Consider the following 25,944-nt stretch of genomic DNA (forward strand, 5'->3'; position numbering starts at 1 on the left):
GTCGGGCGGGATCAACTCAGACTGAAAAAGCCGCCCTCAGCGATCTTGGCTTTGTCCTCTGCGGTGACCTGGACGTTAGCCGGTGAGAGCAGGAACACCCGATTGGTCACGCGCTCGATCGTACCGCGCAGGCCGAACGCCAGCCCGGCGGCGAAGTCCACCAGACGGCGGGCATCCGCCTCATCCATCTCGGTGAGATTGATGATCACAGGGACACCGTCGCGGAAGTGCTCACCGATGGTGCGCGCCTCCCGGTAGGTGGTGGGGTGCAGCGTGGTGATCTGGTAACGCTGCTCCTCCTCCGGCAGGGCCCGCTCACGCGCCGTGACCTGCGGCGCGAGGGCCAGATTGTCCCGAGTGTGGTAGGTCAGCGCACCGGAGGTCTCGCCCACCGACGAGCGGGTGATGGACCGGACGCTGGACCGCTCGACCCGCTCCGGCCGCTCACCGTCACCACGCTCGGACTCGCTCAACCGGCCGCTCGACCGCTCGGAGAGTCGACCCCGCCCACTGTCGCGCGGCCGGGGAGCCGGCGGCTCCTCGGCGTCGTCCTCGTCGTCGTCGGCGAACTCCTCGGAGTACCGGCTCTGCCGGTACCGCGAGTCGCGGTAGCCACCCTTGTCGTAGCCACCGTCGTCGTAGGCCCGCTCGTCGTCTTCTTCGACCAGACCGAGCCAGACCCCCGCCTTGCGCAGTGCACCCATCCCGCGCCCTTCCGTCCGCCGTGCGGCACGCGCCCCCGTGCCATGTCGCCCGTCGCGAATGGACAACCATGCCCATCGGACCGGAACAGCAATCCCCCCGGCGCGCGATTCGCGTCGCGCGCCACGACCCCCGACCGGGAGACGCCCGCCCCTGAAACAACACTGATGTAATTTGCTTGTCTCGCGGTCAGGCTACCGCAGCGTGGGACGCATTCCGAGCAACGCGCTACCGACGCGGACATGTGTCGCGCCGTAACGGATCGCGGTGTCGAAATCCCCGCTCATGCCGGCGGACAGCGCGGTGGCTCCCGGATGGACAGCCCGAAACGCGTCGGCGACCTCCGCGAGCCGGGCGAACGCCCGCTCCGGCTCCCACCCCAGCGGAGCGACAGCCATGAGACCGACCAGACGCAACCCCGCCGCCTCGGCGACCGCCTCCGCCACCGGCTCCAGACCGGCGGCCGGGTCCGCCGAGCCGGGCAGCGCGCCGCCCCGGGCCGCGTCGCCGTCGATGCTCACCTGGACCAGAGCGTCCAGCGGCTCGCGCCGGTCCGCGGTCGCGGTGGCCAACGCCCGGGCCAGCCGGACACTGTCGACGGAGTGCACCACGTCGGCGTAGCGGACCACCGAGCGGGCCTTGTTGCGCTGCAACTGGCCGATGAAGTGCCAGCGGGGACGCACCCCGGCGGCAGCCACCTCGGCGGCCTTGCCGGCGGCCTCCTGGTCCCGGTTCTCCCCCATGTCGGTCACCCCGAGCCCGGCCAGCGCCACCACGTCACTGGCCGGGTAGGTCTTCGTCACCGCGATCATGGTCACCTCGGCGGGGTCCCGGCCGGCCTGCGCGCAGGCGTCGTCGACCCGGGACCGGACCTGGGCCAGACCGGCCGCGAGTTCGGCGTGCCGATCCGGTCGTACCGTGGCTGAGCTGTCGGTCATCGGCGGTGCTCAGGACCCGTTCTTGAGGAAGTCGGGAACGTCCACGTCGTCGAAGAGCACGCGACGCGGCGACTGGGCCGGGGCCGGGTTGGTGGCCGGCACGGGCGCCGGGGTGCTCTGCGGTGCCGGCTGGTTGGTGTTGGTCTTGCGGGTCGGTTCGGCCGCCTTGTACGCGGGCGTGCCGCCGTCGAAGCCCGCCGCGATGACAGTCACCCGCACCTCGTCACCGAGCGCGTCGTCGATGACAGCGCCGAAGATGATGTTGGCGTCCGGGTGAGCCGCGTCGGTGACCAGCTGGGCGGCGTCGTTGATCTCGAACAGGCCCAGGTCGGAGCCGCCGGCGATGGAGAGCAGCACGCCCCGCGCGCCGTCCATGCTCTGCTCCAGCAGCGGGCTGGAGATGGCCGCCTCGGCCGCCTCGACCGCGCGGTTCTCGCCGCGGGCGCTGCCGATGCCCATCAACGCGCTGCCGGCGCCGCTCATCACGCTCTTGACGTCGGCGAAGTCCAGGTTGATCAGACCCGGGGTGGTGATCAGGTCGGTGATGCCCTGCACACCCGAGAGCAGCACCTGGTCGGCCGTGCGGAACGCGTCCATCATGCTGATGTTGCGGTCGCCCAGGGCCAGCAGTCGGTCGTTCGGGATGACGATCAACGTGTCGCACTGGTTGCGGAGCTCGTCTATCCCGGTCTCGGCCTGCACCTGGCGGCGCTTGCCCTCGAAGGAGAACGGCCGGGTCACCACGCCGATGGTCAGCGCGCCGAGCTTGCGGGCGATGTTGGCCACCACGGGCGCGCCGCCGGTGCCGGTGCCGCCGCCCTCGCCGCAGGTCACGAAGACCATGTCGGCGCCCTTGAGCACCTCCTCGATCTCGTCGCGGTGGTCCTCGGCGGCGTTCTTCCCGACGTCCGGGTTGGCCCCGGCCCCCAGGCCGCGGGTCAGCTCCCGACCGACGTCGAGCTTGACGTCGGCGTCGCTCATCAGCAGCGCCTGCGCGTCGGTGTTGATCGCGATGAACTCGACGCCCTTGAGCCCAACCTCGATCATCCGGTTGACGGCGTTGACGCCGCCACCCCCGATGCCGACGACCTTGATGACCGCCAGGTAGTTGTGCGGAGGTGTCATCTCCGGTCCTTTCCTTCGAGATTGGCTTCGGCCGACCGGTTACGGCGTGGCCAGACCAGCGGCCGACGACAGCTGTCTCCAACGAGGATCAGGGGGTGAACCCTAACCCTCTACTAGAGGCTTACAGTTATGTCAACCACTGAAGCTCTTCGAGGAAACGTAAGCGCCACCGCGCGATGAGCCAAGGACCCGGGCGGCGTGTCGCCGCGCGGAGCGCCACGGGTCACGCCACGCACGCTCACTGGTCAACGAAAGGTCACCACATCCGGCGCGCTCACGTCGATCCGGTCGGCGTCCTCGTCGAGCAGGGCGGTGGCCACCCGGGCCTTGTCCGTACCCCGGCTCGCGTCGCCCCAGACCACCGTCCGGTCGCCGCGCAACCGCAGGCTGATCCGGGCCAGCCCCGCCACGTTCACGTCCACCAGCTCCGCGCGCAGCTGCGGCGTCAGCGCGACGAGCACCTCCAACGCGGCCCGGGTGCCGGGGTCGTCGGCGGCCGGCCGGGCGACAGTCACCTGCGGCAGATCGGCCGGGCGTCGCTCCACCGTTCGGAACGCCACCCCGCTGCGGTCGATCAGGGCGAACACCTGGCCCTGCGGCACCACCGCCACCGCTGTCCGCTCGGTCACCCGCACCACCAGCGCCCCGGGCCAGTCCCGGGAGACCGTGGCCCGCTCCACCGGCGGCAGCGCGCCGACCCGACGGGCGACGGCGGCCAGGTCCACCCGGGCCAGCGGCACCCCGTCCGGCACCTCCGCCGCGTCGTGCACCTGCACCGGGCTGACCAGGTCGGCACCCTCCACGCGCACCTCCCGCACACCGAACAGCCCGGTGCCGAGCACCGTCCAGGCGACCAGCCCGGCCAGGGCGAGCACCCCGGCGGTCACCGCCCACGGCAGCGCCGCACGCATACGACGCTGCCGGGCACGGGCCATGAACCGGCGGGTCGAGGGCGGCACCGCGTCGCGGCCCGCCCGGACCAACTGCCACCGCCGGGCCGGACCGCGGCGCGGAGCGCCACCGTCGGCGGCGCTGGTCCGCCCTCGGGCCGGGCCGGGACTCATCCGGCCGTGGGCGCCGAGCCGCCGGGCACGGCGGTGCCACCGAGAGCCGCGCCGTCGCCGCCGGACGTCGTCCCACCCGGCACCGGGTCACCGATCGCCGGGGTGGTGGCCACCGGGTCGACGGTCGCTGTCGGCGCCGAGCCGGACGCACGCTCACCCAGGGCGGCCAGCAGTTCGTCGCCCATCAGCGAGATCGGCGGAGCGCCCATGGTGACCACCACGTCCCCGGAGCGGGCGCGACGGGCCACCTCGATCGGGGCCTGCTCCCACGACTCCACGAAGACCTTGCGGTCGGCGGGCAGATCCACCGCCGCGATCAGTGCCGCCGAGCCCTCGCCGGGCTGACGCAGCTCACCCGGCCCGAAGACCTCCAGGAGCACCACCTCGTCGGCGATGGCCAGCGCCTCGGCGATCTCCGCCTGGTTGTCGCGGGTGCGGTACAGCCGGTACGGCTGGAAGACGACGATCAGCCGGCCGTCCCCGGCGACCTCGCGCAACGTCTGGTTCGCCAACGTCATCGAGGTCGGGTGGTAGGCGTACTCGTCGTAGACCAGCACACCGTCCGCGACACCCTTGCGCTCGAAGCGCCGCCGCACCCCGGGAAAGACCGCCAGCGCGGCCTCCGCCGCCTCCAGCGGCAGTTCCAGCAGGTACGCGGCCAGCACCGCGGCGGCGCTGTTCAGCCCCATGTGTCGGCCCGGCACCGGCAGCCGGAACTCGCCCAGTGACCGCCCGTCGATGGCGGCCAGGTAGCGCACTCCACGCGCGGAGGAGACCATCTCGGTCAACCGCAGGTCGGCGTCGGCCGCCTCGCCGTAGGTGAACACCCGTCGTCCCTCGGACCGCAGGCTCTCGGCCAACCGCCGACCGCCGGGGTCGTCGACGCAGGTGATGATGAACCCGTCCGGGTCGGTCAGGCGGGCGAACTCCACGAACGCCGCCTCCAGCGTCGCGTAGTCGCCGTAGGTGTTCAGGTGGTCCGCCTCGACGTTCGTGATGATCGAGACGTACGGGCGGTAGATGAGGAACGAGCGGTCGCTCTCGTCCGCCTCGACCACGAAGTGCTCGCCGGTGCCGTGGTGGGCGCCCGAACCGACCTCGGAGATCTCCCCACCGATCACGAAGGACGGGTCCACACCGGCCTGCTGGAGCACCATCGTCACCATCGAGGTGGTGGTGGTCTTGCCGTGCGTGCCGGCGACGGCCACCGCCCGACGGCCGGTCATCGCCGCGGCGAGCGCCTCCGAGCGGTGCAGCACCCGCAGACCGCGCCGACGCGCCTCGACCAGCTCCAGGTGGTCCTGGGGAATGGCCGACGAGTAGACGACGGTGTCCACGCCGTCGAGGTTGCTCACCTCGTGACTGAGGTGGATGGTGCCGCCGAGCGCCCGCAGGCCGGCCAGCGAGGGCCACTCCCGCAGGTCGCTGCCGGAGACCCGGATACCGCGGGTGAGCAGCAGCCGGGCCACGCCGAGCATGCCCACCCCACCCACTCCGATCAGGTGGACGGCACCCAGGTCCTCGGCGGTGAGCGTGCCGGCCGGGGTGAACTGCGCGGTCATCGGGCCACCGCCGCCAGCACGAAGGAACGCAGCGCCTCGTCGCCGTCGCGCCGCCCGTACGACCCGGCGGCGGCACCCATGTTGTAGAGCCGCTGTGGATCACGGATGAGCGGGATGACGGTGCGCTCCAGCCAGTCCGGGGTGAGCTCCGCGTCGTCGACCAGCAGCCCACCGCCGGCCTCCACCACGGGCAGCGCGTTGCGCCGCTGCTCCTGGTTGCTGTGCGGGTACGGCACGTAGATGGTGGGCAGCCCGATCGCGGCCACCTCGGCGACGGTCATCGCCCCGCCCCGGGCCAGCATCAGGTCGGCGGCGGCGTAGCCCAGCTCCATCTCGGACAGGTACGGCAGCGTCACGTACGGCACCGGCAGGTCGGTCGGGATCGGCACCGGCTCGTTGCGGGCACCCATCACGTGCAGCACCTGCACGCCGTTGCGGGCCAGCTCCTTGGCCGCCCCGGAGACCGCCAGGTTGATCGAGCGGGCGCCGGACGAGCCGCCGGACACGAAGAGCACCGGCAGGTCCGGGCGGAGCCCGAAGTGGGCGCGGGCGGCGTTACGCAGGGCGTACCGGTCCAGACCGGCGATGGCGCGGCGCAGCGGCACACCGACGACCGTGGCGTCCCGCAGCGACTCGGCCTGGCTCGGCTGGTTCGGGAAGCCGACGGCCACATTCTTGGTGAACTTCATGCCCAGCTTGTTGGCCACGCCCGGCGGCACGTTCACCTCGTGGATCACCATGGGCAGCTCGCGGCGCCACGCGGCCAGGTAGGCCGGCACCGAGACGTACCCGCCGAAGCCGACGACCACGTCGGCGCGCACCTCGTCGATCACCTTGCCCGCGGCGCGCGCCGCGGTCCACATCCGACCGGGGGTACGGACCAGGTTCATGTTGACCGACCGGGGCAGCTGGTACGCCGGGATCTGCCGCAGGTCGTAACCCTGCGGCGGGATCAGGTCGTTCTCCATGCCCCGCGGTGTGCCGAGGCAGGTGATCCGGACGCCCGGGTCGTGTCGGCGCAGGCAGTCGGCGAAGGCGAGCAGCGGGTAGACGTGCCCCCCGGTGCCACCTCCCGCGAGCACCACCGAACGCAGCGGACCCATCAGCGTCTCCTCTCGCTCGCCGTACCACCGCGGCTGCGGTCCTGTCGGACCCCGCGCGGCGCGGCCTGATCGTCGTGGCGCCGCTCGCGGGACCGGGGTACGGACCCTCGGCCAGCGGGCGGCGTCGCCGGGCGGCGACGCCGGCCGGGAAGCGGCGGCAACGGGGCCCAGAGTAGTCGGACCCACCGGGCCGGCGGACGGGCATGCAGTGCTCTGGCCGCATCGGGTTCGGCGCGGGCGAAGGACGCCAGCATGCCGATGCCGGCCAACGTCACCACCAGGGCACTTCCGCCGTCGGAGATGAACGGCAACGGCAGACCGGTGATCGGCAGCAGCCCCACCACCCCACCAATGTTGATCACGGCCTGGCTGACCAGCCAGGTGGTCACGGCGGTGGCGGCGAGCCGGCGGAACGGGTCGTCGACCCGCCGGGCGATCCGGAAACCGGTGTACGCGAGGACCGCGAAGAGGCTGAGCACCACGACGCACCCGATCACGCCCAGCTCCTCGGCGACGATCGCGAAGATGAAGTCGTTGTGCGCCTCGGGGAGCCAGTCCCACTTCAGGCTGCCCTTGCCCAGCCCGACACCGAACCAGCCACCGTGCTCGATGGCCAGCCGCCCCTGGTAGAACTGGAGGCAGTCGTTGAGTTTGCAGGTCTCCGGGTCCGGCGGGTTGAAGAACATGTCCAGCCGGGCGAGGCGGTAGTTGTCCGCGCCGCGCTCGCCGGAGCCGGCGCCCAGTGAGGCCACCGCCACGAGCAGGCCGATGCCGACCAGCCCGGCCGTGGCCAGGGCCCCGAAGACCCGCATCCGCACCCCGGCGGCCCAGAGCAGGCCCACGACCAGGGCCAGCAGACAGAGCATCGTGCCGGTGTCGTTGTAGCCGACCAGGACGAAGAGCAGGCCGACCACCGGAAAGAGCGGGGTGGCCAGTTCGCGCCACCAACCGAGCGCGGCGCCCTTGCGGGCGACCAGGTGCGCACCCCAGAGCACCATCGCGAACTTGGCCAACTCCGATGGTTGGAGCTGGATCCCGCCGACGAACAGCCAGTTCAGATGCGCCTCGACCGGCCCGAAGCTGGCCGAATCCTGGCCGGTCAGCCGGGCGAACGCGACGAGCAGGTTGAGCACCACCAGGAGGGCGATCGAGGTGAACAGCAGCGGCCGGCCCAACGACCGGTAGGTGCTGGCCGGCAGGCGCTGGCAGATCCAGAACGCGCCGATGCCGATCACCGCGAAGATGGCCTGCTTGGTCACCGAGGCCGAGGCGTTGCCATCCTCGGCGTAGTCCTTCACGCTGGTCGCCGAGAAGACCATGGTCAGCCCGATCAGCAGCAGCAGGCCGGCGCAGGACAGCAGCAGGTAGTAGGAGGTCAGCGGCCGGTCCAGCAGGCCGCGCAGCGCGGCCAGCCCGCCGGCCGCGTCGAACCCACGCGGCGGTGTCGCCGCCACGGCCTCCGGCCCGCGTCCCGCCGCCCCGGGCTCCCGTGCCCCGGGTCCGGGTTCGCGGGCCGCCGCGCCGCGCTCCGGACCGCGCGCCCCGGCAGCCACCGGCGTACGCGCCGCGCTCGGCGAGCGTCGCGGTCGTCCGACAGTCCCATCCTCGGTGCCGATTTCCTCCCCCACCCCGACATCATCACCGCTGAACACGCCCCACCGCCCCACAACGCCCCACCGGGCGTGTCGAACCCACCCCCGCGCCGCCCCCACGGCCCTCCCACGCCGCCCTCCCGCGCCCCCCTCCCGCCCCCCTCCCGCGTCGATCTTGCACTTTGTGCACCGGCAAAACGCCCAGGAAAGGACGTTCCGCCAGCCGAAAGTGCAAGATCGACGGATGAGGGGGTGGGGCGCGGGGGCGCGGGGCTGCGGGTCAGGTCATGTTGGCGAGGAACTCGCTGTAGAACAGGCCCAGGGCGATGGCCACGCCGATGCCGGCGATGATCCAGAAGCGCACCACGATGTTGACCTCGCTCCAGCCGGCCAACTCGAAGTGGTGCTGGAGCGGAGACATTCGGAACACCCGTTTACCGGTGGTCTTGAAGGAGATGATCTGGATCACCACGGACATCGTGATGATCACGAAGAGCCCGCCGATGATCGGCAGCAGCAGGATGGTGCGGGTGGACATCGCCATGCCGGCGATCAACCCGCCCAGCCCCAGCGCCCCGGTGTCGCCCATGAAGATCCGCGCCGGGGAGGTGTTCCACCAGAGGAAGCCCACACAGGCTCCCGCCGCCGCCCCGGCGATCAACGCGATCTCCAACGGGTCGCGAACCTCGTAGCAGTACGGCTGGGTGTAGTTCGGGTCGGCGCACCAGTGCCGGTACTGCCAGAACGCGATCAGCGCGTACGCGGCGAGCACCATCACCGACGCGCCGGTGGCCAGGCCGTCCAGGCCGTCGGTGAGGTTGACGCCGTTCGTCGCGGCCATCACCACGAAGATGAAAATGATCACCGCGCCGACCTTGCTGACCTCCAGGAAGTCGATGTCCCGGATGAAGCTCAGCGTGGTGCTGCCCACCGTCTCGGTGTTTGTCGCCAGGCCCGAGCCGTTGGTCATCGTGCTCGGGAACCACAGCGCGATCACCCCGAAGACCGCGCCGACCAGGATCTGGCCGAGCAACTTGCCACGCTTGTTCAGCCCGGCACTGTTGCGCTTGCGCACCTTGAGGAAGTCGTCGAGGAAACCCACAGCGCCGGAGAAGACCATCAGCCCCAGCAGCACCAGCGCGGTGATGGTCGGCTCCACCTGGGCGATCTGCTGATCCGGCAGGGTGGTCAGGGCGAGGTGCCCGGCCACGTACGCGATCACCGTGGCCAGGATGAAGACCACACCACCCATCGTGGGGGTGCCCTTCTTGCCCTGGTGCATGGCCGGGCCGTCCGACCGGATCGGCTGACCGGCCTTGAGCCGGGTGAACACCTTGATCGCGATCGGGGTGCAGAAGAGCGAGACGAGGAAGGCCACCCCGATGGCGACGATCACCGCCCTCATCGGGTCGGCTCCCCACCGGCGTCGGCGCGCAGTGCGTCGGCCACCTCCCAGGTCCGGTACCGGGAGCCCTTGACCAGGACGACGTCACCCGGTCGTAGCTCGCTCCGCAGCACCTCGACGGCCGCCGCCTGATCGGTGAGCAGCACCGACTCTCCTCCCCAGTTTGCTACCGCTGTCGCGCCTTCGTGAATCGGCGCGGCCGGCTCACCCACCACGAGCAGCCGGTCGACACCCAACTCGGCCGCGAGTTGGCCGACCTCGGCGTGGCCGTCGTACTCGAACGGGCCCAGCTCGGCCATGTAACCAAGCACCGCGACGGTACGCCGCCCCTGGCCCATGCTGGCCAGCGCCCGCACCGCGACCGCCATCGAGGCCGGGTTCGCGTTGTACGAGTCGTCGATCACGGTCACCCCGTCGGGGCGGTCGAAGACGTCCATCCGTCGGGTCGAGACCAGCCCCAGCTCGCCGAGGGCCGTGGCCAGCTCGGCCAGCGGCATCCCCAGCTCCCGGGCGACCGCCGCCGCCGCGAGCGTGTTCCAGACCTGGTGGCGACCGGCCAGTCGGAGCCGCACCGGCGCGCGCCCCTCCGGGGTGACCAGGGTGTACGACGGGTGACCCCGTTCGTCGAGCGTGACGTCCTCGGCGCGCACGTCGGCGTCGGACGCCTCGCCGTAGCGGACCACCCGGGCCTGCGTGCGGCCCGCCATCGCGTCCACCAGTGGGTCGTCGGCGTTCAGCACGGCCAACCCGTCCGGTGGCAGCGCCTCGACCAGCTCGCCCTTGGCCACGGCGATCGCGTCCTGGGAGCCGAACTCGCCGATGTGCGACGTGCCGACGTTGAGCACCACGGAGATCCGGGGCGGCACCAGCTCGCACAGGTAACGGACGTGCCCGATCCCGCGCGCGCCCTTCTCCATCACCAGGTAACGGGTGTCCGGGTCGGCCCGCAGCGCGGTGTACGGGTGCCCCAGCTCGTTGTTGAACGAGCCGGGTGGCGCCACGGTGGCCCCGAGCCGGGAGGTGAGCTGCCCGATCAGGTCCTTCGTGGTGGTCTTGCCGGACGAGCCGGTCACGCCGATCACGGTCAGCCCGGTCAGCCGGTCCACCACCGCGCGGGCCAGTCGGCCCATCGCGGTCAGGGCGTCGTCGACGAGCACCATCGGCACCCCGGGCACCTCCCGGCTGCCGAGCACCGCCACCGCACCGGCCTGGATCGCCGTCGCCGCGTAGTCGTGCCCGTCGACCTTCTCCCCCGGGAAGGCCACGAAGAGCGAGCCGGGCCCCACCTTGCGCGAGTCGAACTCCACCGAACCGGTCACCGTGGCGGCCGGGTCGGCGGCCACCAGCCGCCCGTCGACCGCCGCGGCCACCTCGGCCAGGCTCAGCGTGATCACCGCTGACCCGCCAGGTCCCCGAAGCGGGCCCGCAGCGCCTCGGACAACTCGATGCTGTCGTCGAACGGGAGCACCTGACCCGCCACCTCCTGGCCGCGCTCGTGGCCCTTGCCGAGCAGCGCGATCACGTCGCCCGGCTCCGACAGCCGCACCGCCTCGTCGATCGCCGCGCGGCGGCCCGCCACCTCGATGATCCGAGCGGCCGTGCCGGCCCGGTACGCCCCGGCCAGCACCTCGGCGCGAATCTCCCCCGGATCCTCGGTACGCGGGTTGTCGTCGGTCACCAGCACCACGTCGGCTCCCTCCGCCGCGGCGGCGCCCATCACCGGCCGCTTGCCCCGGTCCCGGTCCCCACCGGCGCCGATCACACAGATCAGTCGGCCGGCGCTCAACTCGCGCAGCGCGGCGAGCGCGGCCACGATCGCGTCCGACTTGTGGGCGTAGTCGACCACCCCGCGCACCGGCGCGGTGACGTCGACCAGCTCCAGCCGGCCCGGGACGCCTCCGCAGGCAGCCACACCGGTCGCAGCGGTCCCCGGGTCCACCCCGGCACCGACGAGCGAGGCGATGGCCAGCAGCCCGTTGGCCACGTTGTGCCGGCCGGGCAGCGCGACACCGGCGGACACCGCCACGCCGTCCGGGCCGTGCGCGGTGAACCGCTGCGCGTACCCCTCGCCGCTCACCCCGTCGGCCCACCAGGTAGCGCCCTGGTCACCGCCCGCCGAGTAGGTGACGGTGGCCGGCTTGAGCAGCGGCTTCAACGCCGGGTCGTCGTGGTTGAGCACCTCGACCGCGCAGCGCCCGTCGAAGAGCAGGGCCTTCGCGGCGAAGTAGTCGTCGCTGTCGGCGTGGAAGTCCAGGTGGTCGGAGCCGAAGTTGGTGTAACCACCGACGGCGAACCGGACCCCGCCCACCCGGCCCATGGCCAGCGCGTGGCTGGAGACCTCCATGACCACGGCGGTGACCCCACGCTCGCGGGCGGTGGCCAGCATGGCGTGCAGGTCGGTCGCCTCGGGGGTGGTACGCACACTGTCGATCACCAGATCACCGAGGCGGGTCTCCACCGTTCCGACCAGTCCGGTGGTGTGCCCGGCGGCCCGCAGCCCCGACTCGATCAGGTACGCGGTGGACGTCTTGCCCGCGGTGCCGGTCACCCCGATCACGGTGAGATCGGCGGTCGGGTCGCCGTACACGGCCGAGGCCAGCTCGCCGAGCACGGCTCGCGGGTCGGGCACCACCAGGGCGGGCAGGCCGGTTCCCGCCGCCAACTCCGCACCGGCAGGGTCGGTCAGCAGCGCCACGGCACCCGCCTCGACGGCGCCGGCGGCGAACTCCGCCCCGTGCCGACGGGCACCGGGCAGCGCCGCGTACAGGTCGCCGGGGCGAACCTCCTGGCTGGCATGGGTGACCCCGGTGACGACCACCGCGGCGGCATCCGCCGGAAGGTCGACGGCGAGTCGGACGGCGAGATCACCGAGCCGGACTCCGGTCACGGTACGTGGACGTGGATTGCCGGGCACGGCGTCAGACCCTACCCGGTCGTCCGGTTCCGGCCGCACAGCCGCCCCGGTGGTTCGTCGGCACTCACCGATGATGTCCCGCCATCGCTGCTCAGGGCGGATAGACCACGAACTTGGGCGCGGATCCGCCGGTCGAGGGCGGCACCCGGTAGTGACGCAGAGTGAACTGCATCATGTCGCGGAACGCTGGATTGGCGATCGCCGCGCCCCCGCCGTTGGGCGCGTACACGAAGACCGCGATCACGTAGCGGGGGTTCTCGGCGGGGGCCATGCCGATGAACGACGACACCTCGCCGGGCTGCTTCTTGCCGTTCACCAGCCGCCACCCGGTCCCGGTCTTGCCGGCGACCCGGTAACCGGGGACGGCGGCGGTCAGGCCGGTGGCGTGGTCGACGGTGGTGACCGCCTCCAGCATGGTGCGCAGGGCCGCCGCGTTCTGCGGGCTGAGCACCGACCGGGTCACCGGGGCCGGCGCGGGGGTGCGCTTGCCGTCCGGGCCGATCACCTCCTTGACCAGGTGCGGCTGCACGTACGTACCGTTGTTGGCGATGGCGGCGTACGCGGCGGTCATCTGCAGCGGTGTGGCGTCGACGCTGTGCCCGATGGGCACCGACCCGTACGACGAACCGCTCCACTCGTCGGCCGGCAACAGGCGCCCGCTGGCCTCCCCGGGCATCCCCTCGCCGGTGGGCTTGCCCAGCCCGAATCGCTTCTGGTAGTCGATCAGCCGGTCCCGGCCGAGCCGGTCGGCGACAGTGATGGCGCCGACGTTGGACGAGTAGGCGAGCATGCCCGGGATGCTCATCCGCTTGCCGTCGGCCGGGTGTGTGTCGGGGAACCAGGTGTCGCCCATCTTGATGCCGTTGGCGACGGGGAACGTGGTGTCCGGGGTGATCACCCCCTCCTGCAACGCCGCGCCGTAGGTGATGGCCTTGTGCACCGAGCCGGGGTCGACCACGAAGCTGGTCGCGGCGTCCTCCCGGGCCACCGGGTCGCTGGGCGTCGGCTTCGCCGCGTTGTACGTCGGGTTGCTGGCCTGGGCCAGCACCGCGCCGGAGGGAATCTCCATGACCACTGCCGCGCCGGTGCCGCCCGGCGCCTTGGCCATGCCCGCGCTGAGGATCTGCTGGGTTCGGAACTGCAGGTCGCGGTTGAGGGTGAGAGCCAGCGAGCTGCCCGGCTTGGCGAGAGTGGTCCGGCTGTAGCCGCCCGGGATCGGCGCTCCGAGGTCGCCGAGGCCAGCCTCGTACACCCGTTTGCCGTCCTGCCCGGCGAGCACGTCGTCGTAGCGAGCCTCCAGCCCTTCCAACCCGTCCATGTCCTGGCTGGTGAAGCCGATCAGGTTGGCCGCCAGGTCACCGCCGGGCACCTCGCGACGCTCGTCGCGGTGCACCCCGATGCCGGGCAGTTCCAGCGCCTGCACCCGCTTGGCGGTGGAGATCTCCACGCCTCGGGCCAGGTAGGCGAACGTGGACGACTTGCCGTTCTCCAGCTTGCGGGGCTTCATCTGCTCGACGAGCTTCGACACCGCGATGCCGAGCAGCGGGGAGAGCGCCTTGGCGACGGCGGCGGAATCCTCCACCTCGGTCGGGTCGGCGTACACGTACCTCGCCTCGACGCTGCGGGCCAGCGCCGCGCCGGTGCCGTCGTAGATCGCGCCCCGCGGTGCCGGCAACTCAACGGTGCGGAGTCGATCAACGATGCCGCCACCGGCGTACGCCGGAGCGTCGACCGCCTGGAGGTAGATCAGTCGGATCCCGATGGTGGCGAAGAGCGTCAGGGCGAGCACAGTGCCCAGCCGCAGCCGCAGCCGCGAGTCGGCCAGCTTCGGCGGGCGTCGCGGCTTGCGCGACGGCCGCCGGGCCGCCGGTCGGTCGGTGCGCCGCGGCGCGCGGGGCGTGGTCCGGCGACGCGGCGGCGGCTCGTCGCCACCCGGGCCACGGGGGGTACGCGGTGTGACGGTGCGCACCACCCCACCGCGTCCGGCGGCCGGAGCGTCGCGCCGGCCGGCCCGGGCGGCGGCCCGACCGCCGTCGAGCACCTGCAACGCCGGCCGGAACGGGTCACCGGACCGGCTGCTGCGCGGCGTACGCCGCTGTTCGGCGCCCTGACCGCGCGCCGGCGTGCCGCGCTCCTCGCGGACGGTCCGGCCCCTCGGGGTGTACGCCCGGGCGCCGGAGATGCCCCCGATGCCCGGCTCGCCGGTGCGTGGCTCGCCGTCGGCGGGCCGGGCGTCACGCGCAGAACCGCGCCGGGACCCCGTAGGGTCCCGGCGCGGCTCGTCCGACCTTGGTGGCACCGGTCAGCCTCCCGCACCCTGGCTGGTCACCGACGGCTGGCCGTTCGCCGGCTGCGGCACCCCGATGGTCTTGCCGTCCGGCAGTCGGATGTAGCCCGGCTCGCCGGCGTCGACCAGGCCCAGCCGCCGTGCCTCGGCGGTCAGGTTGCCCGGCGCCTCGGCGTCGGCGATCTGCTTGTCCAGTTCCTGCTTCTCCAGGTCCAGTCGGGCCTGCTGCTGCTGCAACCGCTCCAGCCGGAACGCGTTCTCATTGATCTTGGTGTTGACCGCCAGGATGCCCAGCACCCCGCCGACCACCAGCACCACGATCAGCGCCGCGAACGGCGCACGCGGCACCGAGATCGGCGGCGGCGGCGCCACCCGCAGCCGCGGCGGCCGGGCACCGGTGGCGCTGGCGGCCTTCTCGACCGGTCGCAGCGCGGCGGTGCCCTGAGTCGGGAACTCGCGCGCCCCCCGGGCGCGAGTCTCCCCCTGCCGGTTCACTCGATCGATGCGTGACGTACCGTTACCGAGGCGCGGAGCCCGCTCCGCCGCGGTCCGGCCCCCCGACCGCGGTGCGCGCTGCCCGCCGCCGGTGACGTCCCGGCGGTCGCGCTTGTCAATGCTCATGTCCCTCCCCCTCAACGTCCGTCCCTCTAGCCGTCCCGGTGCCCCTGACCCCCCACGGATCAGGCGGACCCCGTGCCCGGTTGGTGCATTCCCTTCACCCGTCGGCGAGACCGTTCGCGGTCGGTCCGCCCCTGCTCTGTCGCGTTCGGGTCGAGTCGCTCCGCGGCCCGTAGCCGCACCGAGGCGGCCCGTGGGTTCGCGGCGACCTCCGCCTCCCCCGGCAGTTCGGCGCCCCGGCTGAGCAGCCGGAACGTCGGACCGGACCCGGGGAGCTCGACCGGGAGGTCAATCGGGCCCTTACTGCGAACCCGGTCCGTGAGGGCCGCCTTGGTGAGCCTGTCCTCCAGCGAGTGGTAGGACAGGACCACCATGCGACCGCCCACGGTCAGCGCGTCGAGTGCAGATGGCAACGCTGTCTCCAGCGCTGCCAGCTCTCTGTTTACCTCGATCCGTAAAGCCTGAAACGTTCTCTTTGCCGGGTGCCCACCCGTTCGTCGGGCTGGTGCCGGAATGGAGTCCCGAACCAGCTCCGCCAGCAGCGCGGACGAGGTGATCCGGGCCCGCTCCCGCTGCCGGATGATCGCCGAGGCGATCCGGCCTGCGAACTTCTCCTCGCCGTAGACCCGCAGCACCCGGGCCAGGTCCGGGTGCGCGTACGTGTTGACCACCTCCTCGGCGGTCACCCCCCGGGTCTGGTCCATCCGCATGTCCAACGGCGCGTCCTGGGCGTAGGCGAACCCCCGGTCGGGCGCGTCCAACTGCAACGACGAGACACCCAGGTCGAACAGGATGCCGTCGATGGCCGGATAGCCCAGCCGGTCCAGCACGTCCGGCAACTCGTCGTAGACGGCGTGCTCCAGGTGCACCCGGTCAGCGAACCGGGCCAGCCGGACCCGCGCGTGAGCGAGCGCCTCGGTGTCCCGGTCGAGCCCGATCAGCACCGTCTCCGGATGCGCCTCGAGCACCGCCTCTGCATGCCCGGCCAGACCGAGCGTCGCGTCGACGTAGACCGTCCGGCCGCCTCGACCCAGCGCGGGGGCCAGCAGCTCGAGACACCGCTCGAGCAGCACCGGCACGTGTGTGCCGCGCAACTCCCCCATGATGACCCCCACTGGTTGAAACGTCCGTTCTTCTCGTGCGCCTGTCGTCGGACGGCGCTGCCGTCGTACCGCCAGATCCCCATCCGCTCCCGCCTGACACCGGACCGTCGCCCAATGACCGGATCGTGCGCCTGGCACCGGGGAAGTGATGCCAGGAACTCGAAAGCGGCTGGAGATCTCGCAGTACGTCGGGCGCCGTTGCCGCCCTACAGACCGCCGGGCAGCACCCCCTCCTCGATGTCGGCGAAGTCGTCTTCGCTCTCGGCGAGGTAGGTCTCCCAGGCGACCTTGTCCCAGATCTCCACCCGCGTGCTCGCGCCGATCACGACCAACTCGCGGTCCAGTGCGGCATAGGCCCGCAGGTGAGCCGGGATGGTCACCCGGCCCTGCTTGTCCGGAACCTCGTCGTGCGCGCTGGCGAAGAAGACCCGGCTGTAGGCACGGGCCGCCTTGTGGGTCATCGGCTGTGCGCGCAACTGCTCCGCGATCCGCTGGAACTCAGGGGTCGGGAAGACGTAGAGGCAGCGCTCCTGCCCTTTGGTGACCACGACACCCCCCGCCAGCTCATCCCGAAACTTGGCCGGAAGGATCAACCGGCCCTTTTCGTCCAGGCGCGGAGTGTGGGTGCCGAGAAACATCGGCCCAACCCCCTCGCCCTTGAGCGGCGTTCGCGGCGCCGCTGACCCCCCGGGCCGGTGAGCCCTCCCGGCCTCACCATTGGTCCCCACTCTACTCCACTTCCCTCCACCCGCAACCAAATTCGCCCGCGTGGCGCGCCTGGCCCGAGGACAAAACCGCACGTCACAGGGGGTGGAGCGGAGTGGAGGGCTTCAGCCGCCCCTCGGCGTGGTCCGCTTTCCGACATTGATCGACTCCGTCCGGGGGACGCCGACCCGGCCGCCCGCGCGGTCACCACGGCCGAACGGTTCACCGTCGGCGGCGATCTGGCGAGGCCGGCGGTCCGGTAACCTCGCTCGCGTGACGGACGCGAAAATGCCCCTACGGGCCAAGGTGGCCAGCTCCGTGTCACGGACCGCCGCGGCGCTCTCCCGGGCGGCCGGCCGTGGCGACGGTTCAGTGATCGGCGGGTGGATCGGCCTGAAGATCGACCCGGACCTGCTGGCCCACCTGTCGGCCGGGCGCGCGATCGCGCTCGTCTCCGGCACCAACGGCAAGACCACCACCACCCGGTTGACCTCCGCCGCGGTCGGCGTGCTCGGCCGGGTCGCCACCAACTCGTTCGGCGCCAACATGCCCAGCGGGCACACCTCGGCGCTGGCCAAGGCCGGCAGCACCCCGTACGCGGTGCTGGAGGTCGACGAGCACTACCTGGCACAGGTGCTGGAGGCGACCGAGCCGCACGTGGTCGCGCTGCTGAACCTCTCCCGCGACCAGCTCGACCGCGCCAAGGAGGTCGCCATGATGGCGCAGCTCTGGCGTGCGGCGCTGGTCCGGCACACCAACGTACGGGTGGTGGCCAACGCCGACGACCCGCTGGTGGTGTGGGCCGCCACCCCACCGGGTGATCCCGCCCGGGGCATCAACCCGCCGCACGTCACGTGGTTCAGTGCCGGCCAGCGGTGGCACGACGACTCCTGGGTCTGCCCGGAGTGCGGCTCCACCATCCAGCGCTCCGGCGAGCAGTGGTGGTGCACCGGCTGCCCGCTACGCCGACCGGAGCCGCACTGGGTCGTCGAGGACGAGGGTGTGCTCGATCCCACCGGCGCCTGGCACAAGGTCTCCCTCCAGCTGCCCGGCAAGGTCAACCTCGGCAACGCCGCGACAGCGCTGGCGGTGGCCGCCGAGTTCGGCGTCCGCCCGGTCGACGCGGTGTCCCGCCTCGGCATCGTCACCTCGGTGGCAGGCCGTTACGCGCAGGTCGACAAGGACGGGCGCAACATCCGGCTGCTGCTGGCCAAGAACCCGGCCAGTTGGCTGGAGGCGTTCGACATGGCCGACAACGCGCCGACCCTGCTCTCCATCAACGCGCGCGATCCCGACGGTCTGGACACCTCCTGGCTCTACGACGTCGACTTCGCCCCGCTCCGGGGCCGGCAGGTGCTGATCACCGGCGACCGGGCATACGACCTGGCGGTTCGACTGGACGTCAACGACGTGCCGTTCCAGCACGTCCGCACGTTCGACGACGCCCTCCGGTCGGTCCCGCCCGGGCGGCTGGAGGTCATCGCGAACTACACCGCGTTCCAGGACATCCGAGCGGAGTTGGACCGTGTCATCTGAGAGTCTGCGCATCGTCTGGATCTACCCCGACCTGCTCTCCACCTACGGCGACCGGGGCAACGCCCTGATCCTCGCCCGGCGGGCCCGTCAGCGGGGGATGCCGGTCGAGGTGCTGGAGGTCCGCTCCGACGAACGGCTGCCGGCGACCGCCGACATCTACCTGGTCGGTGGCGGCGAGGACGGCCCGCAGGCGCTCGGCGCCCAGCGGCTGCTGGCCGACGGCGGCCTGCACCGCGCCGTCGCGCAGGGCTCGGTGGTGTTCGGCGTCTGCGCCGGCTACCAGCTGCTCGGCACCTCGTTCTTCGCCAAGGGTGTGCAGTGCCGCGGGCTGGAGCTGCTCGACCTGCACTCCGACCGGGGCGAGAGCCGGGCCGTGGGCGAGCTGGCCGGTGAGATCGACCCCCGGCTGGGTCTGCCCCCGCTGACCGGTTTCGAGAACCACGGCGGCCGCACCCACCTCGGTCCGGAGGTCTCGCCGCTGGCCCGGGTCACCGCCGGGGTCGGCAACGACAGCGCCACCGAGGGCGCGTGGCGCGGCAAGCTGCTGGGCACCTACTCGCACGGGCCGGCGCTGGCTCGCAACCCGGCCCTGGCCGACCTGCTGCTGCGCTGGGCCACCGGGGCGCACCAGCTGCCGCCGTTGGACGACACCTGGTCGGACCGGCTCCGCAACGAGCGCCGCTCCGCGGTGGCCGCCGCTCGGGCATGATCCGTGCCGTCCGGCGGCTGCTGCGGCAGCCGCCGGCCGCCCGGTTCGCCCTGCTCGTGCTGCTGATCGGCGGGTGCGGGTTACTGCTGCTGCTGGTGCCCCGGCCGGATCCGGCGCAGTTGCCGCTGGTCGCCGACCGGCTGGGCGACCTCGCCCCGGTGGCGGCGATCCTCGGTGGCGCGCTGCTGCTTGTAGCCCTGGTGCCCCGGACCTTCATCACACTCGCCGCGGGTGCGATCTTCGGCCCGCTGGAAGGTGCCGCGTACGCCCTGGGCGCCGCGCTGGTGGCGGCGGCGATCGGGTTCACTGTCGGCCGGTTGCTCGGTCGGGAGTTCGTGGCCGAACGCGTCCGGGGTCGACTGGCCCGCCTCGACGGCTGGTTCGCCCGGCAGAGCGTGCTCGGTGTGGTCACCGTCCGGCTGCTGCCGATCGCCGGCTTCGGCCTGGTCAGCTACGGCTACGGCACGACCGGCGCCCGAGTGCTGCCGTTCCTGGCCGGCAGCGTGATCGCGTCCGCGCCGACCGCCTTCGGTTACGCGGCGATCGGCGCTGCGGTCAGCTCCCCCGGCCACGTCAACTGGTACGCCGCCGCCCCGGCCAGCCTCGGCCTGATCGCCAGCCTGGTGCTCATCCACCAGTGGTGGCGCGCGGAGCGCCGCCGCCGCACCATGCCGGTCTGACCCCGACCGCCCCATCCCGTCCCCAACCTCCGCGATCTTGCACTTTCTGTCCCGGCATTACTGAACAAAAAGGGCATAACCCGCACCGAAACTGCAAGATCGCGGAGGCGGAGGGCGGGGGCGGAGGCGGGGCGGGGCGGGGGATGCGCCGAGGAGCGTGATGACTCAGAGACATATTGATGTCTCTGAGTCATCACGCTCGTTTCAGTGTTCGCTTCGGTGGAGGTTACTGTGCGTCTCGCTCACGACGCGGGGCACCGTTGTCAGGCGACGACCGAGACCATCCGGCCCTTGACCACGATGACCTTGCGCGGCTCCTTGCCGTTCAGGGTCGCCGCCACCGCGTCCAGGGCCGCCGCGCGGACGCTCTCCTCGGAGGCGTCGGCGGGGACCTCGACCCGGCCGCGGACCTTGCCGTTGACCTGCACCGGGTAGGTCACCGTGTCGGCCACCAGCAGAGCCGGATCGGCGGTCGGGAAGTCCGCGTACGTCAGCGAGGTGTCATGGCCCAGCTTGCGCCACAACTCCTCGGCCAGGTGCGGGGCGAACGGCGCGACCATCAGCACCAGCGGCTCGGCCACCTCGCGGGGCGTGGCCGACAGGCCGGTCAGCCCGTTGGTCAGCTGGATCAGCTTGGCGATCGCGGTGTTGAACCGGATGGCGTCCATGTCACCACGGACCCCGTCGATCACCGTGTGCAGCAGCCGGCGGGTCGCCTCGTCGGCCGGGTCCTCGGTGATCCGCAGGTCGCCGGTCTGCTCGTCGACGACGGCCCGCCACACCCGCTGCAGGAACCGGTACGAGCCGACCACCGCCCGGGTCTCCCAGGGGCGGGAGACCTCCAGCGGGCCCATCGACATCTCGTACACCCGGAAGGTGTCCGCGCCGTACGCGGCGCACATGTCGTCGGGGGTCACCACGTTCTTCAGGGACTTGCCCATTTTGCCGTACTCGCGGTTGACCACCAGGTCTTCCAGGTAGTACGCGCCGTCGCGCTCGACCACGTCCTCGGCCTGCACGTAGCTGCCACGCGAGTCGGTGTACGCGTACGCCTGGATCATGCCCTGGTTGAACAGCTTGCGGAACGGCTCGAACGACGACACGTGCCCCAGGTCGAACAGCACCTTGTGCCAGAAGCGCGCGTACAGCAGGTGCAGCACGGCGTGCTCGGCGCCACCGACGTACAGGTCGGTGCCCCCGCAGTCGCCGTCGCCGCGCGGACCCATCCAGTACCGCTCGTTCTCCGTGTTGACGAACCGCTCGCTGTTGGTCGGGTCCAGGTAACGCAGCTCGTACCAGCAGGAGCCGGCCCACTGCGGCATCACGTTGGTTTCCCGGGTGTAGCGCTTCGGCCCGTCACCCAGGTCCAGCTCGACCTCGACCCAGTCGCGCCGCCGCGACAGCGGGGTCTCCGGGTTGCTGTCGGCGTCGTCGGCGTCGAACGTCTTCGGGGAGAAGTCGTCCACCTCCGGCAGCTCGACCGGCAGCATCTCCTCCGGCAGGGCGATGGCCGCGCCGGTCTCGTCGTAGACGATCGGGAACGGTTCGCCCCAGTAACGCTGCCGGGAGAACAGCCAGTCACGCAGCCGGTAGGTCACCGCGCCGGTGCCGTGCCCGTTCGCCTCCAACCAGGCGATGATCGCCGCCTTGGCGTCGGCGACCCCCAGGCCGTTCAGGTCCAGGCCGCGCTCGGGCGCGGCGCTGTTGATCGCCGGGCCGTCCCCGGTGTACGCCTTGCCGTCGAAGCCCTCCGCCGGCTGCACGGTACGGACGATGGGCAGCTCGAAGACCTCGGCGAACGCCCAGTCCCGCTCGTCCTGCGCCGGCACCGCCATGATCGCGCCGGTGCCGTAGCCGGCCAGCACGTAGTCGGCGATGAAGATCGGGATCTGCCCGCCGGTGACCGGGTTGGTGGCGTACGCGCCGATGAAGACCCCGGTCTTCTCCTTGGTGTCGGACTGCCGCTCGACGTCGGTCTTGGCGCCCGCCGCCTTGCGGTACGCCTCGACGGCCTCCCGGGGGCTGGCGTGCCCACCGGTCCAGGCGTCCCTCGTCCCGTCCGGCCAGGCGGCCGGGGCCAACGTGTCGACCAGCTCGTGCTCGGGCGCCAGCACCATGTAGGTGGCCCCGAAGACGGTGTCCGGACGGGTCGTGAACACCCGCACCGGTGCCGCGCTGGTCGGGAAGTCGACGTGGGCGCCCTGGGAGCGACCGATCCAGTTGCGCTGCATCAGCTTGATCGGCTCAGGCCAGTCCAGGCTGTCCAGGTCGTCCAGCAGCCGGTCGCCGTAGGCGGTGATCCGCATCATCCACTGCTTCAGGTTGCGCTTGAAGACCGGGAAGTTGCCCCGCTCGGAACGGCCGTCGGCGGTGACCTCCTCGTTGGCCAGCACGGTGCCCAGCCCCGGGCACCAGTTCACCGGCGCCTGCGAGACGTACGCCAGGCGGTGGTCGTCGACGACCTGGCGGCGCTCGGCGACGCTCAGCTCGGCCCAGGCCCGGCCGTTTGGGGTGGGCCGGTTACCGCCCTCGAACTCGGCGATCAGCTCGGCGATCGGGCGGGCCCGGCCAGCCTCGCTGTCGTACCAGGAGTTGAAGATCTGCAGGAAGATCCACTGGGTCCAGCGGTAGAAGTCGGTGTCGATGGTGGCCACCGAACGACGCTCGTCGTGCGCCAGCCCCAGCCGGCGCAGCTGCGCCTTGTACCGCTCGATGTTCGCGACGGTGGTGGTCCGGGGGTGGGTGCCGGTCTGCACCGCATACTGCTCGGCGGGCAGGCCGAACGCGTCGAAGCCCATCGCGTGCAGCACGTTGCGACCGGCCATCCGCTGGTAGCGGGCGTAACAGTCGGTGCCGATGTAGCCCAGCGGGTGGCCGACGTGCAGCCCCGCTCCGGAGGGGTACGGGAACATGTCCAGCACGTACAGCTTCTCCGCGCCGGCGCGTGGGTGGGTCGGGTCGGCCAGCGGGCCGGTCGGGTTCGGTGCGTGGAAGGTGCCCTCGCGCGCCCAGGTGTCCTGCCAACGAATCTCGATCTCGTCGGCCAGGGCCGCGGTGTACCGGAACGGGGGGATGTCGCCCGCCGGTGCGGCTGCCTCACTCATCGTCTCTCCTCGCTTCGCTTCGCTTCGTCTCGGCACCACCGGGCCGGGCCGGCGGAGGGCACAAAAAAGCCCCTCGCGCAGGAGGGGCCGCCGTGCTGTCGCTGGGTTCAGCGCATCAGCACGGCCCGGTAAGAAGCAGGAAGACTCCGGCCATGCCCCGCAGTGTACCTCGCCGCCCGGTCCGCTGACGCGCCACTACCGCCGAGGCCGGACAGCCGGGGGCTCAGCGACCACGCTCGGCTGGCCGGCGAATATTCCGGGGAGTAACCGACGGACTACCTGCGGGGGTCGGCGATAACGACAAACATGGTTAGCCTGAGAGACTAGTGAGATTCCTGCGGCATACGAGGCTCGACGTCGCGAACCCAACGGCGGGTCCAGGTGCTCTCTAGAGAGCTGCCGTGACGGCGACGAGGAGGAGGCCCGTGACACAACAGACCTGGGACGAGGTGGGCGGCCTGTTGCCGCACGACGAGTTCCGAGCCGCCAGCGAGGCCATCGTGGCCAACATCGAGCAGGTCATCGAGGGTAAGACCGCCACCGTGCGGCTCGCCCTGGCCGTCCTGCTCGCCGAGGGTCACCTCCTGATCGAAGACGTCCCGGGTGTCGGCAAGACGAAGCTTGCCAAGGCCCTCGCGCGGTCCATCGACTGCACGGTACGACGGATCCAGTTCACCCCCGACCTCCTGCCCAGCGACGTCACCGGCGTCAGCGTCTACAACCAGGAGACGCACGACTTCGAGTTCCGCCCCGGGGCCGTGTTCGCCAACCTGGTGGTCGGCGACGAGATCAACCGGGCCTCGCCGAAGACCCAGTCGGCGTTGCTGGAGTGCATGGAGGAGCGGCAGGTCACCGTCGACGGGGTGACGTACCAGCTCCAGACCCCGTTCATGGTGATCGCCACCCAGAACCCGATCGAGATGGAGGGGACCTATCCGCTGCCGGAGGCGCAGCGCGACCGGTTCACCGCCCGCATCGCGATGGGTTACCCGGACTCCAACGCCGAGCTGGCCATGCTCGACGGGCACGGCGCCACCGACCCGCTGCACGAGCTGCGCGCGGTCGCCGACGCGGCCATCGTCCGACAGCTGATCGCCACCGTCCGGCAGGTGCACGTGGCGGACGCCGTCAAGCAGTACGCGATCGACCTGGTCACCGCCACCCGCGAGGCCCCCGACCTCCGGCTCGGCGCGTCCCCCCGGGCGACCCTGCAACTGTTGCGCACCGCCCGGGCGGTGGCCGCCCTGGAGGGCCGCGACTACGTCCTCCCCGACGACCTTCAGGCCCTGGCGGTGCCGGTGCTGGCCCACCGGATCATCCCGAACGCCGACGCGCAGCTCGCCCGGCGCACCACCGACGCGATCGTCTCCGAGCTGGTGCACCGCCTGCCGCTGCCACACGACAGGCAGCGCAATCCGTACGACACCCGGCCCCCCGCCACCGGCAACGGTCGCGCACCCTACGAGCCGCGGAGGCCATGACGTGCGTGCCGGGCTACGCGGGCTGACCACCCGCGGCCGGTCCTTTCTTGCCGCTGCGGTCGCGGCGGCGATCTCAGCCGGCATCCTCGGCGAGAAGGACCTGCTCCGGGTGGCTGTGCTGTTGGCCATCCTGCCGTTGCTGGCCGCCGCCTACGTCGGGCGGAGCCGCTACAAGCTGGCCTGCAACCGTTCGCTCGACCCGCACCGGGTTCCGGTCGGCGCCAACTCCCGGGTGGTGCTGCGCCTACAGAACCTCTCCCGGCTGCCGACCGGCACCCTGCTCCTGGAAGACCGGCTGCCCTACGCGTTGGGCAGCCGACCCCGGGTGGTGTTGGAGCGACTCGGCGCTCACCAGGCCAGCTCGGTGGCGTACACGGTGCGGGCCGACGTGCGGGGCCGCTACGACGTGGGCCCGCTGGTCGTCCGGATGACCGATCCGTTCGGCCTCTGTGAACTCACCCGCTCCTTCCCCAGCACCGACCACCTGACGGTCATCCCGCAGGTCACCCCGCTGCCGTCGGTCCGGCTCCCCGGCGAGTACGCGGGCAGCGGCGACAGCCGGGCCCGCTCGGTGGCCGTGCACGGCGAGGACGACGCGGCGACCCGGGAGTACCGGCGCGGCGACGACCTGCGCCGGGTGCACTGGAAGTCCACCGCCCGCACCGGTGAGCTGATGGTGCGTCGCGAGGAGCAACCGTGGGAGAGCCGCGCCACCGTCGTCCTGGACACCCGGGCGTACGGCCACCGGGGCGAGGGGCCGACCGCCAGTTTCGAGTGGTCGGTCTCGGCCGCCGCGAGCATCGCCGTCCACCTGCGGCAGGCCGGTTACAAGTTGCGCCTGGTCACCGGTTCGGGGGCGGATGTGGACGCCTCGGAGGCCGGCGGGGACGGCACGCTGCTCGATCACCTCGCGGAGGTGCGACTGGACCAGCGTGCCGAGGTCACCGGCCTGGTGCAGCGGGTCCGCCAACGCGCCGACGGCGGCCTGATCATCGGCCTGTTCGGCGCGGTGAGCGTCGCCGAGGCGGAGGTACTGGCCGGGCTGCGGGGCAACGGCGCCACCTGCGTCGGCTTCCTCCTGAACAGCTCCACCTGGCTCAGCCTGCCGGAGAAGGCGCGCAGCGAGGCGGAGCACGCGCACGCCGCCGCCGTCCTCGCCATGGTGCAGAGTGGCTGGCGGGTGGTCGGCGTCGACCACGGCGGCCGGCTGCCGGCGCTGTGGCCGCAGGCCGGTCGGGGGGCCCAGGGGTTCGCCCTGCGGGCCGCGCTGGCCGAGACCGTCGCCGGCGGCGTGCGATGAACGGAAGGCTCCCCTC

Annotated in this window: 19 protein-coding genes and 1 pseudogene; 5 read left to right on the forward strand and 15 right to left on the reverse strand. The window is 71.9% G+C overall.

All coding sequences use genetic code 11. From position 1 onward, the window contains the following. Nucleotides 1-11: 11 nt before the first annotated feature. From ACZ6NZ_RS26975 to mraZ, 14 genes and pseudogenes are all read right to left on the reverse strand, one after another. Nucleotides 12-704: a cell division protein SepF gene (locus ACZ6NZ_RS26975; protein WP_465860827.1), complete on the reverse strand. Its 693-nt coding sequence runs from the start codon at nt 702-704 to the stop codon at nt 12-14. 192 nt (nt 705-896) lie between these two features. Beyond that, on the reverse strand, nt 897-1,640 hold the full coding sequence (locus ACZ6NZ_RS26980) for a YggS family pyridoxal phosphate-dependent enzyme (RefSeq protein ID WP_465860828.1): 744 nt from the start codon (nt 1,638-1,640) through the stop codon (nt 897-899). A gap of 9 nt (nt 1,641-1,649) precedes the next feature. Next, nucleotides 1,650-2,765 carry a cell division protein FtsZ gene (gene ftsZ / locus ACZ6NZ_RS26985; protein WP_366608772.1) on the reverse strand — a complete coding sequence of 372 codons (1,116 nt, stop codon included), beginning with the start codon at nt 2,763-2,765 and terminating at the stop codon, nt 1,650-1,652. Nucleotides 2,766-3,010: 245 nt separating this feature from the next. Beyond that, complete coding sequence (locus ACZ6NZ_RS26990; protein ID WP_465860829.1) at nt 3,011-3,829, reverse strand: cell division protein FtsQ/DivIB; 819 nt, start codon at nt 3,827-3,829, stop codon at nt 3,011-3,013. Beyond that, on the reverse strand, nt 3,826-5,391 hold the full coding sequence (murC, locus tag ACZ6NZ_RS26995) for a UDP-N-acetylmuramate--L-alanine ligase (RefSeq protein WP_465860830.1): 1,566 nt from the start codon (nt 5,389-5,391) through the stop codon (nt 3,826-3,828). The genes ACZ6NZ_RS26990 and murC overlap by 4 nt, the downstream gene beginning before the upstream one ends. After that, nucleotides 5,388-6,494, reverse strand: a complete 1,107-nt coding sequence (gene murG / locus ACZ6NZ_RS27000) for an undecaprenyldiphospho-muramoylpentapeptide beta-N-acetylglucosaminyltransferase (protein ID WP_355007673.1) — start codon at nt 6,492-6,494, stop codon at nt 5,388-5,390. Before murG ends, murC begins: the two co-directional genes overlap by 4 nt. Further along, nucleotides 6,494-7,948, reverse strand: coding sequence for an FtsW/RodA/SpoVE family cell cycle protein (locus ACZ6NZ_RS27005; RefSeq protein ID WP_465860911.1), 1,455 nt, complete (start codon nt 7,946-7,948; stop codon nt 6,494-6,496). Before ACZ6NZ_RS27005 ends, murG begins: the two co-directional genes overlap by 1 nt. Nucleotides 7,949-8,366: 418 nt before the next feature. Beyond that, nucleotides 8,367-9,491 carry a phospho-N-acetylmuramoyl-pentapeptide-transferase gene (gene mraY / locus ACZ6NZ_RS27010; RefSeq protein WP_030334519.1) on the reverse strand — a complete coding sequence of 375 codons (1,125 nt, stop codon included), beginning with the start codon at nt 9,489-9,491 and terminating at the stop codon, nt 8,367-8,369. Further along, nucleotides 9,488-10,885, reverse strand: a complete 1,398-nt coding sequence (locus tag ACZ6NZ_RS27015) for a UDP-N-acetylmuramoyl-tripeptide--D-alanyl-D-alanine ligase (protein WP_465860831.1) — start codon at nt 10,883-10,885, stop codon at nt 9,488-9,490. Before ACZ6NZ_RS27015 ends, mraY begins: the two co-directional genes overlap by 4 nt. Continuing rightward, complete coding sequence (locus tag ACZ6NZ_RS27020) at nt 10,882-12,444, reverse strand: UDP-N-acetylmuramoyl-L-alanyl-D-glutamate--2,6-diaminopimelate ligase (protein WP_465860832.1); 1,563 nt, start codon at nt 12,442-12,444, stop codon at nt 10,882-10,884. Before ACZ6NZ_RS27020 ends, ACZ6NZ_RS27015 begins: the two co-directional genes overlap by 4 nt. A 52-nt stretch (nt 12,445-12,496) precedes the next feature. After that, nucleotides 12,497-14,704, reverse strand: a complete 2,208-nt coding sequence (locus tag ACZ6NZ_RS27025; RefSeq protein ID WP_465860833.1) for a peptidoglycan D,D-transpeptidase FtsI family protein — start codon at nt 14,702-14,704, stop codon at nt 12,497-12,499. 3 nt (nt 14,705-14,707) lie between these two features. Then, nucleotides 14,708-15,313 (reverse strand): cell division protein FtsL, encoded by a 606-nt coding sequence (gene ftsL, locus ACZ6NZ_RS27030; protein WP_465860834.1) that lies wholly within the window; start codon nt 15,311-15,313, stop codon nt 14,708-14,710. After that, a pseudogene (gene rsmH, locus ACZ6NZ_RS27035) lies at nt 15,303-16,413 on the reverse strand (16S rRNA (cytosine(1402)-N(4))-methyltransferase RsmH). The gene ftsL and the pseudogene rsmH overlap by 11 nt, the downstream one beginning before the upstream one ends. 206 nt (nt 16,414-16,619) lie before the next feature. Further along, nucleotides 16,620-17,051, reverse strand: a complete 432-nt coding sequence (gene mraZ, locus ACZ6NZ_RS27040) for a division/cell wall cluster transcriptional repressor MraZ (protein WP_030488958.1) — start codon at nt 17,049-17,051, stop codon at nt 16,620-16,622. 355 nt (nt 17,052-17,406) lie between these two features. On the opposite strand from mraZ, the gene ACZ6NZ_RS27045 reads away from it, so the two are divergent. The 3 genes from ACZ6NZ_RS27045 to ACZ6NZ_RS27055 are packed head-to-tail and all read left to right on the forward strand — an operon-like array spanning nt 17,407 to nt 20,043. Then, the gene (locus ACZ6NZ_RS27045) at nt 17,407-18,654 is read left to right on the forward strand and encodes a MurT ligase domain-containing protein (RefSeq protein ID WP_355007801.1); all 1,248 of its coding nucleotides are present in this window, start codon (nt 17,407-17,409) and stop codon (nt 18,652-18,654) included. Then, nucleotides 18,644-19,363 (forward strand): type 1 glutamine amidotransferase, encoded by a 720-nt coding sequence (locus tag ACZ6NZ_RS27050; protein WP_355007678.1) that lies wholly within the window; start codon nt 18,644-18,646, stop codon nt 19,361-19,363. The genes ACZ6NZ_RS27045 and ACZ6NZ_RS27050 overlap by 11 nt, the downstream gene beginning before the upstream one ends. Next, nucleotides 19,360-20,043, forward strand: coding sequence for a TVP38/TMEM64 family protein (locus ACZ6NZ_RS27055; RefSeq protein ID WP_465860835.1), 684 nt, complete (start codon nt 19,360-19,362; stop codon nt 20,041-20,043). The genes ACZ6NZ_RS27050 and ACZ6NZ_RS27055 overlap by 4 nt, the downstream gene beginning before the upstream one ends. A 263-nt stretch (nt 20,044-20,306) precedes the next feature. On the opposite strand, the gene leuS is transcribed toward ACZ6NZ_RS27055, so the two are convergent. Continuing rightward, entirely contained in the window at nt 20,307-23,147 is a 2,841-nt protein-coding gene (gene leuS / locus ACZ6NZ_RS27060) for a leucine--tRNA ligase (RefSeq protein ID WP_465860836.1), read from the reverse strand. A 425-nt stretch (nt 23,148-23,572) separates the two neighbouring features. Between leuS and ACZ6NZ_RS27065 the strand changes: the two genes are divergently transcribed. Both ACZ6NZ_RS27065 and ACZ6NZ_RS27070 read left to right on the forward strand, forming a co-directional pair. Further along, entirely contained in the window at nt 23,573-24,628 is a 1,056-nt protein-coding gene (locus ACZ6NZ_RS27065) for an AAA family ATPase (RefSeq protein WP_366608781.1), read from the forward strand. A gap of 1 nt (nt 24,629) precedes the next feature. Beyond that, entirely contained in the window at nt 24,630-25,928 is a 1,299-nt protein-coding gene (locus tag ACZ6NZ_RS27070) for a DUF58 domain-containing protein (RefSeq protein ID WP_366608782.1), read from the forward strand. The last annotated feature ends 16 nt before the right edge of the window (nt 25,929-25,944 follow it).

Source organism: Micromonospora sp. NPDC047756, from assembly GCF_055587245.1.

Coding starts and splice junctions, on each gene's coding strand:
- murC (WP_465860830.1), bottom strand. CDS start 5,391: ATGACCGCGCAGTTCACCCCGGCCGGCACGCTCACCGCCGAGGACCTG.
- murG (WP_355007673.1), bottom strand. CDS start 6,494: ATGGGTCCGCTGCGTTCGGTGGTGCTCGCGGGAGGTGGCACCGGGGGG.
- ftsZ (WP_366608772.1), bottom strand. CDS start 2,765: ATGACACCTCCGCACAACTACCTGGCGGTCATCAAGGTCGTCGGCATC.
- ACZ6NZ_RS27045 (WP_355007801.1), top strand. CDS start 17,407: ATGCCCCTACGGGCCAAGGTGGCCAGCTCCGTGTCACGGACCGCCGCG.
- mraY (WP_030334519.1), bottom strand. CDS start 9,491: ATGAGGGCGGTGATCGTCGCCATCGGGGTGGCCTTCCTCGTCTCGCTC.
- ACZ6NZ_RS26975 (WP_465860827.1), bottom strand. CDS start 704: ATGGGTGCACTGCGCAAGGCGGGGGTCTGGCTCGGTCTGGTCGAAGAA.
- ACZ6NZ_RS26980 (WP_465860828.1), bottom strand. CDS start 1,640: ATGACCGACAGCTCAGCCACGGTACGACCGGATCGGCACGCCGAACTC.
- mraZ (WP_030488958.1), bottom strand. CDS start 17,051: ATGTTTCTCGGCACCCACACTCCGCGCCTGGACGAAAAGGGCCGGTTG.
- ACZ6NZ_RS26990 (WP_465860829.1), bottom strand. CDS start 3,829: ATGAGTCCCGGCCCGGCCCGAGGGCGGACCAGCGCCGCCGACGGTGGC.
- leuS (WP_465860836.1), bottom strand. CDS start 23,147: ATGAGTGAGGCAGCCGCACCGGCGGGCGACATCCCCCCGTTCCGGTAC.
- ftsL (WP_465860834.1), bottom strand. CDS start 15,313: ATGAGCATTGACAAGCGCGACCGCCGGGACGTCACCGGCGGCGGGCAG.
- ACZ6NZ_RS27055 (WP_465860835.1), top strand. CDS start 19,360: ATGATCCGTGCCGTCCGGCGGCTGCTGCGGCAGCCGCCGGCCGCCCGG.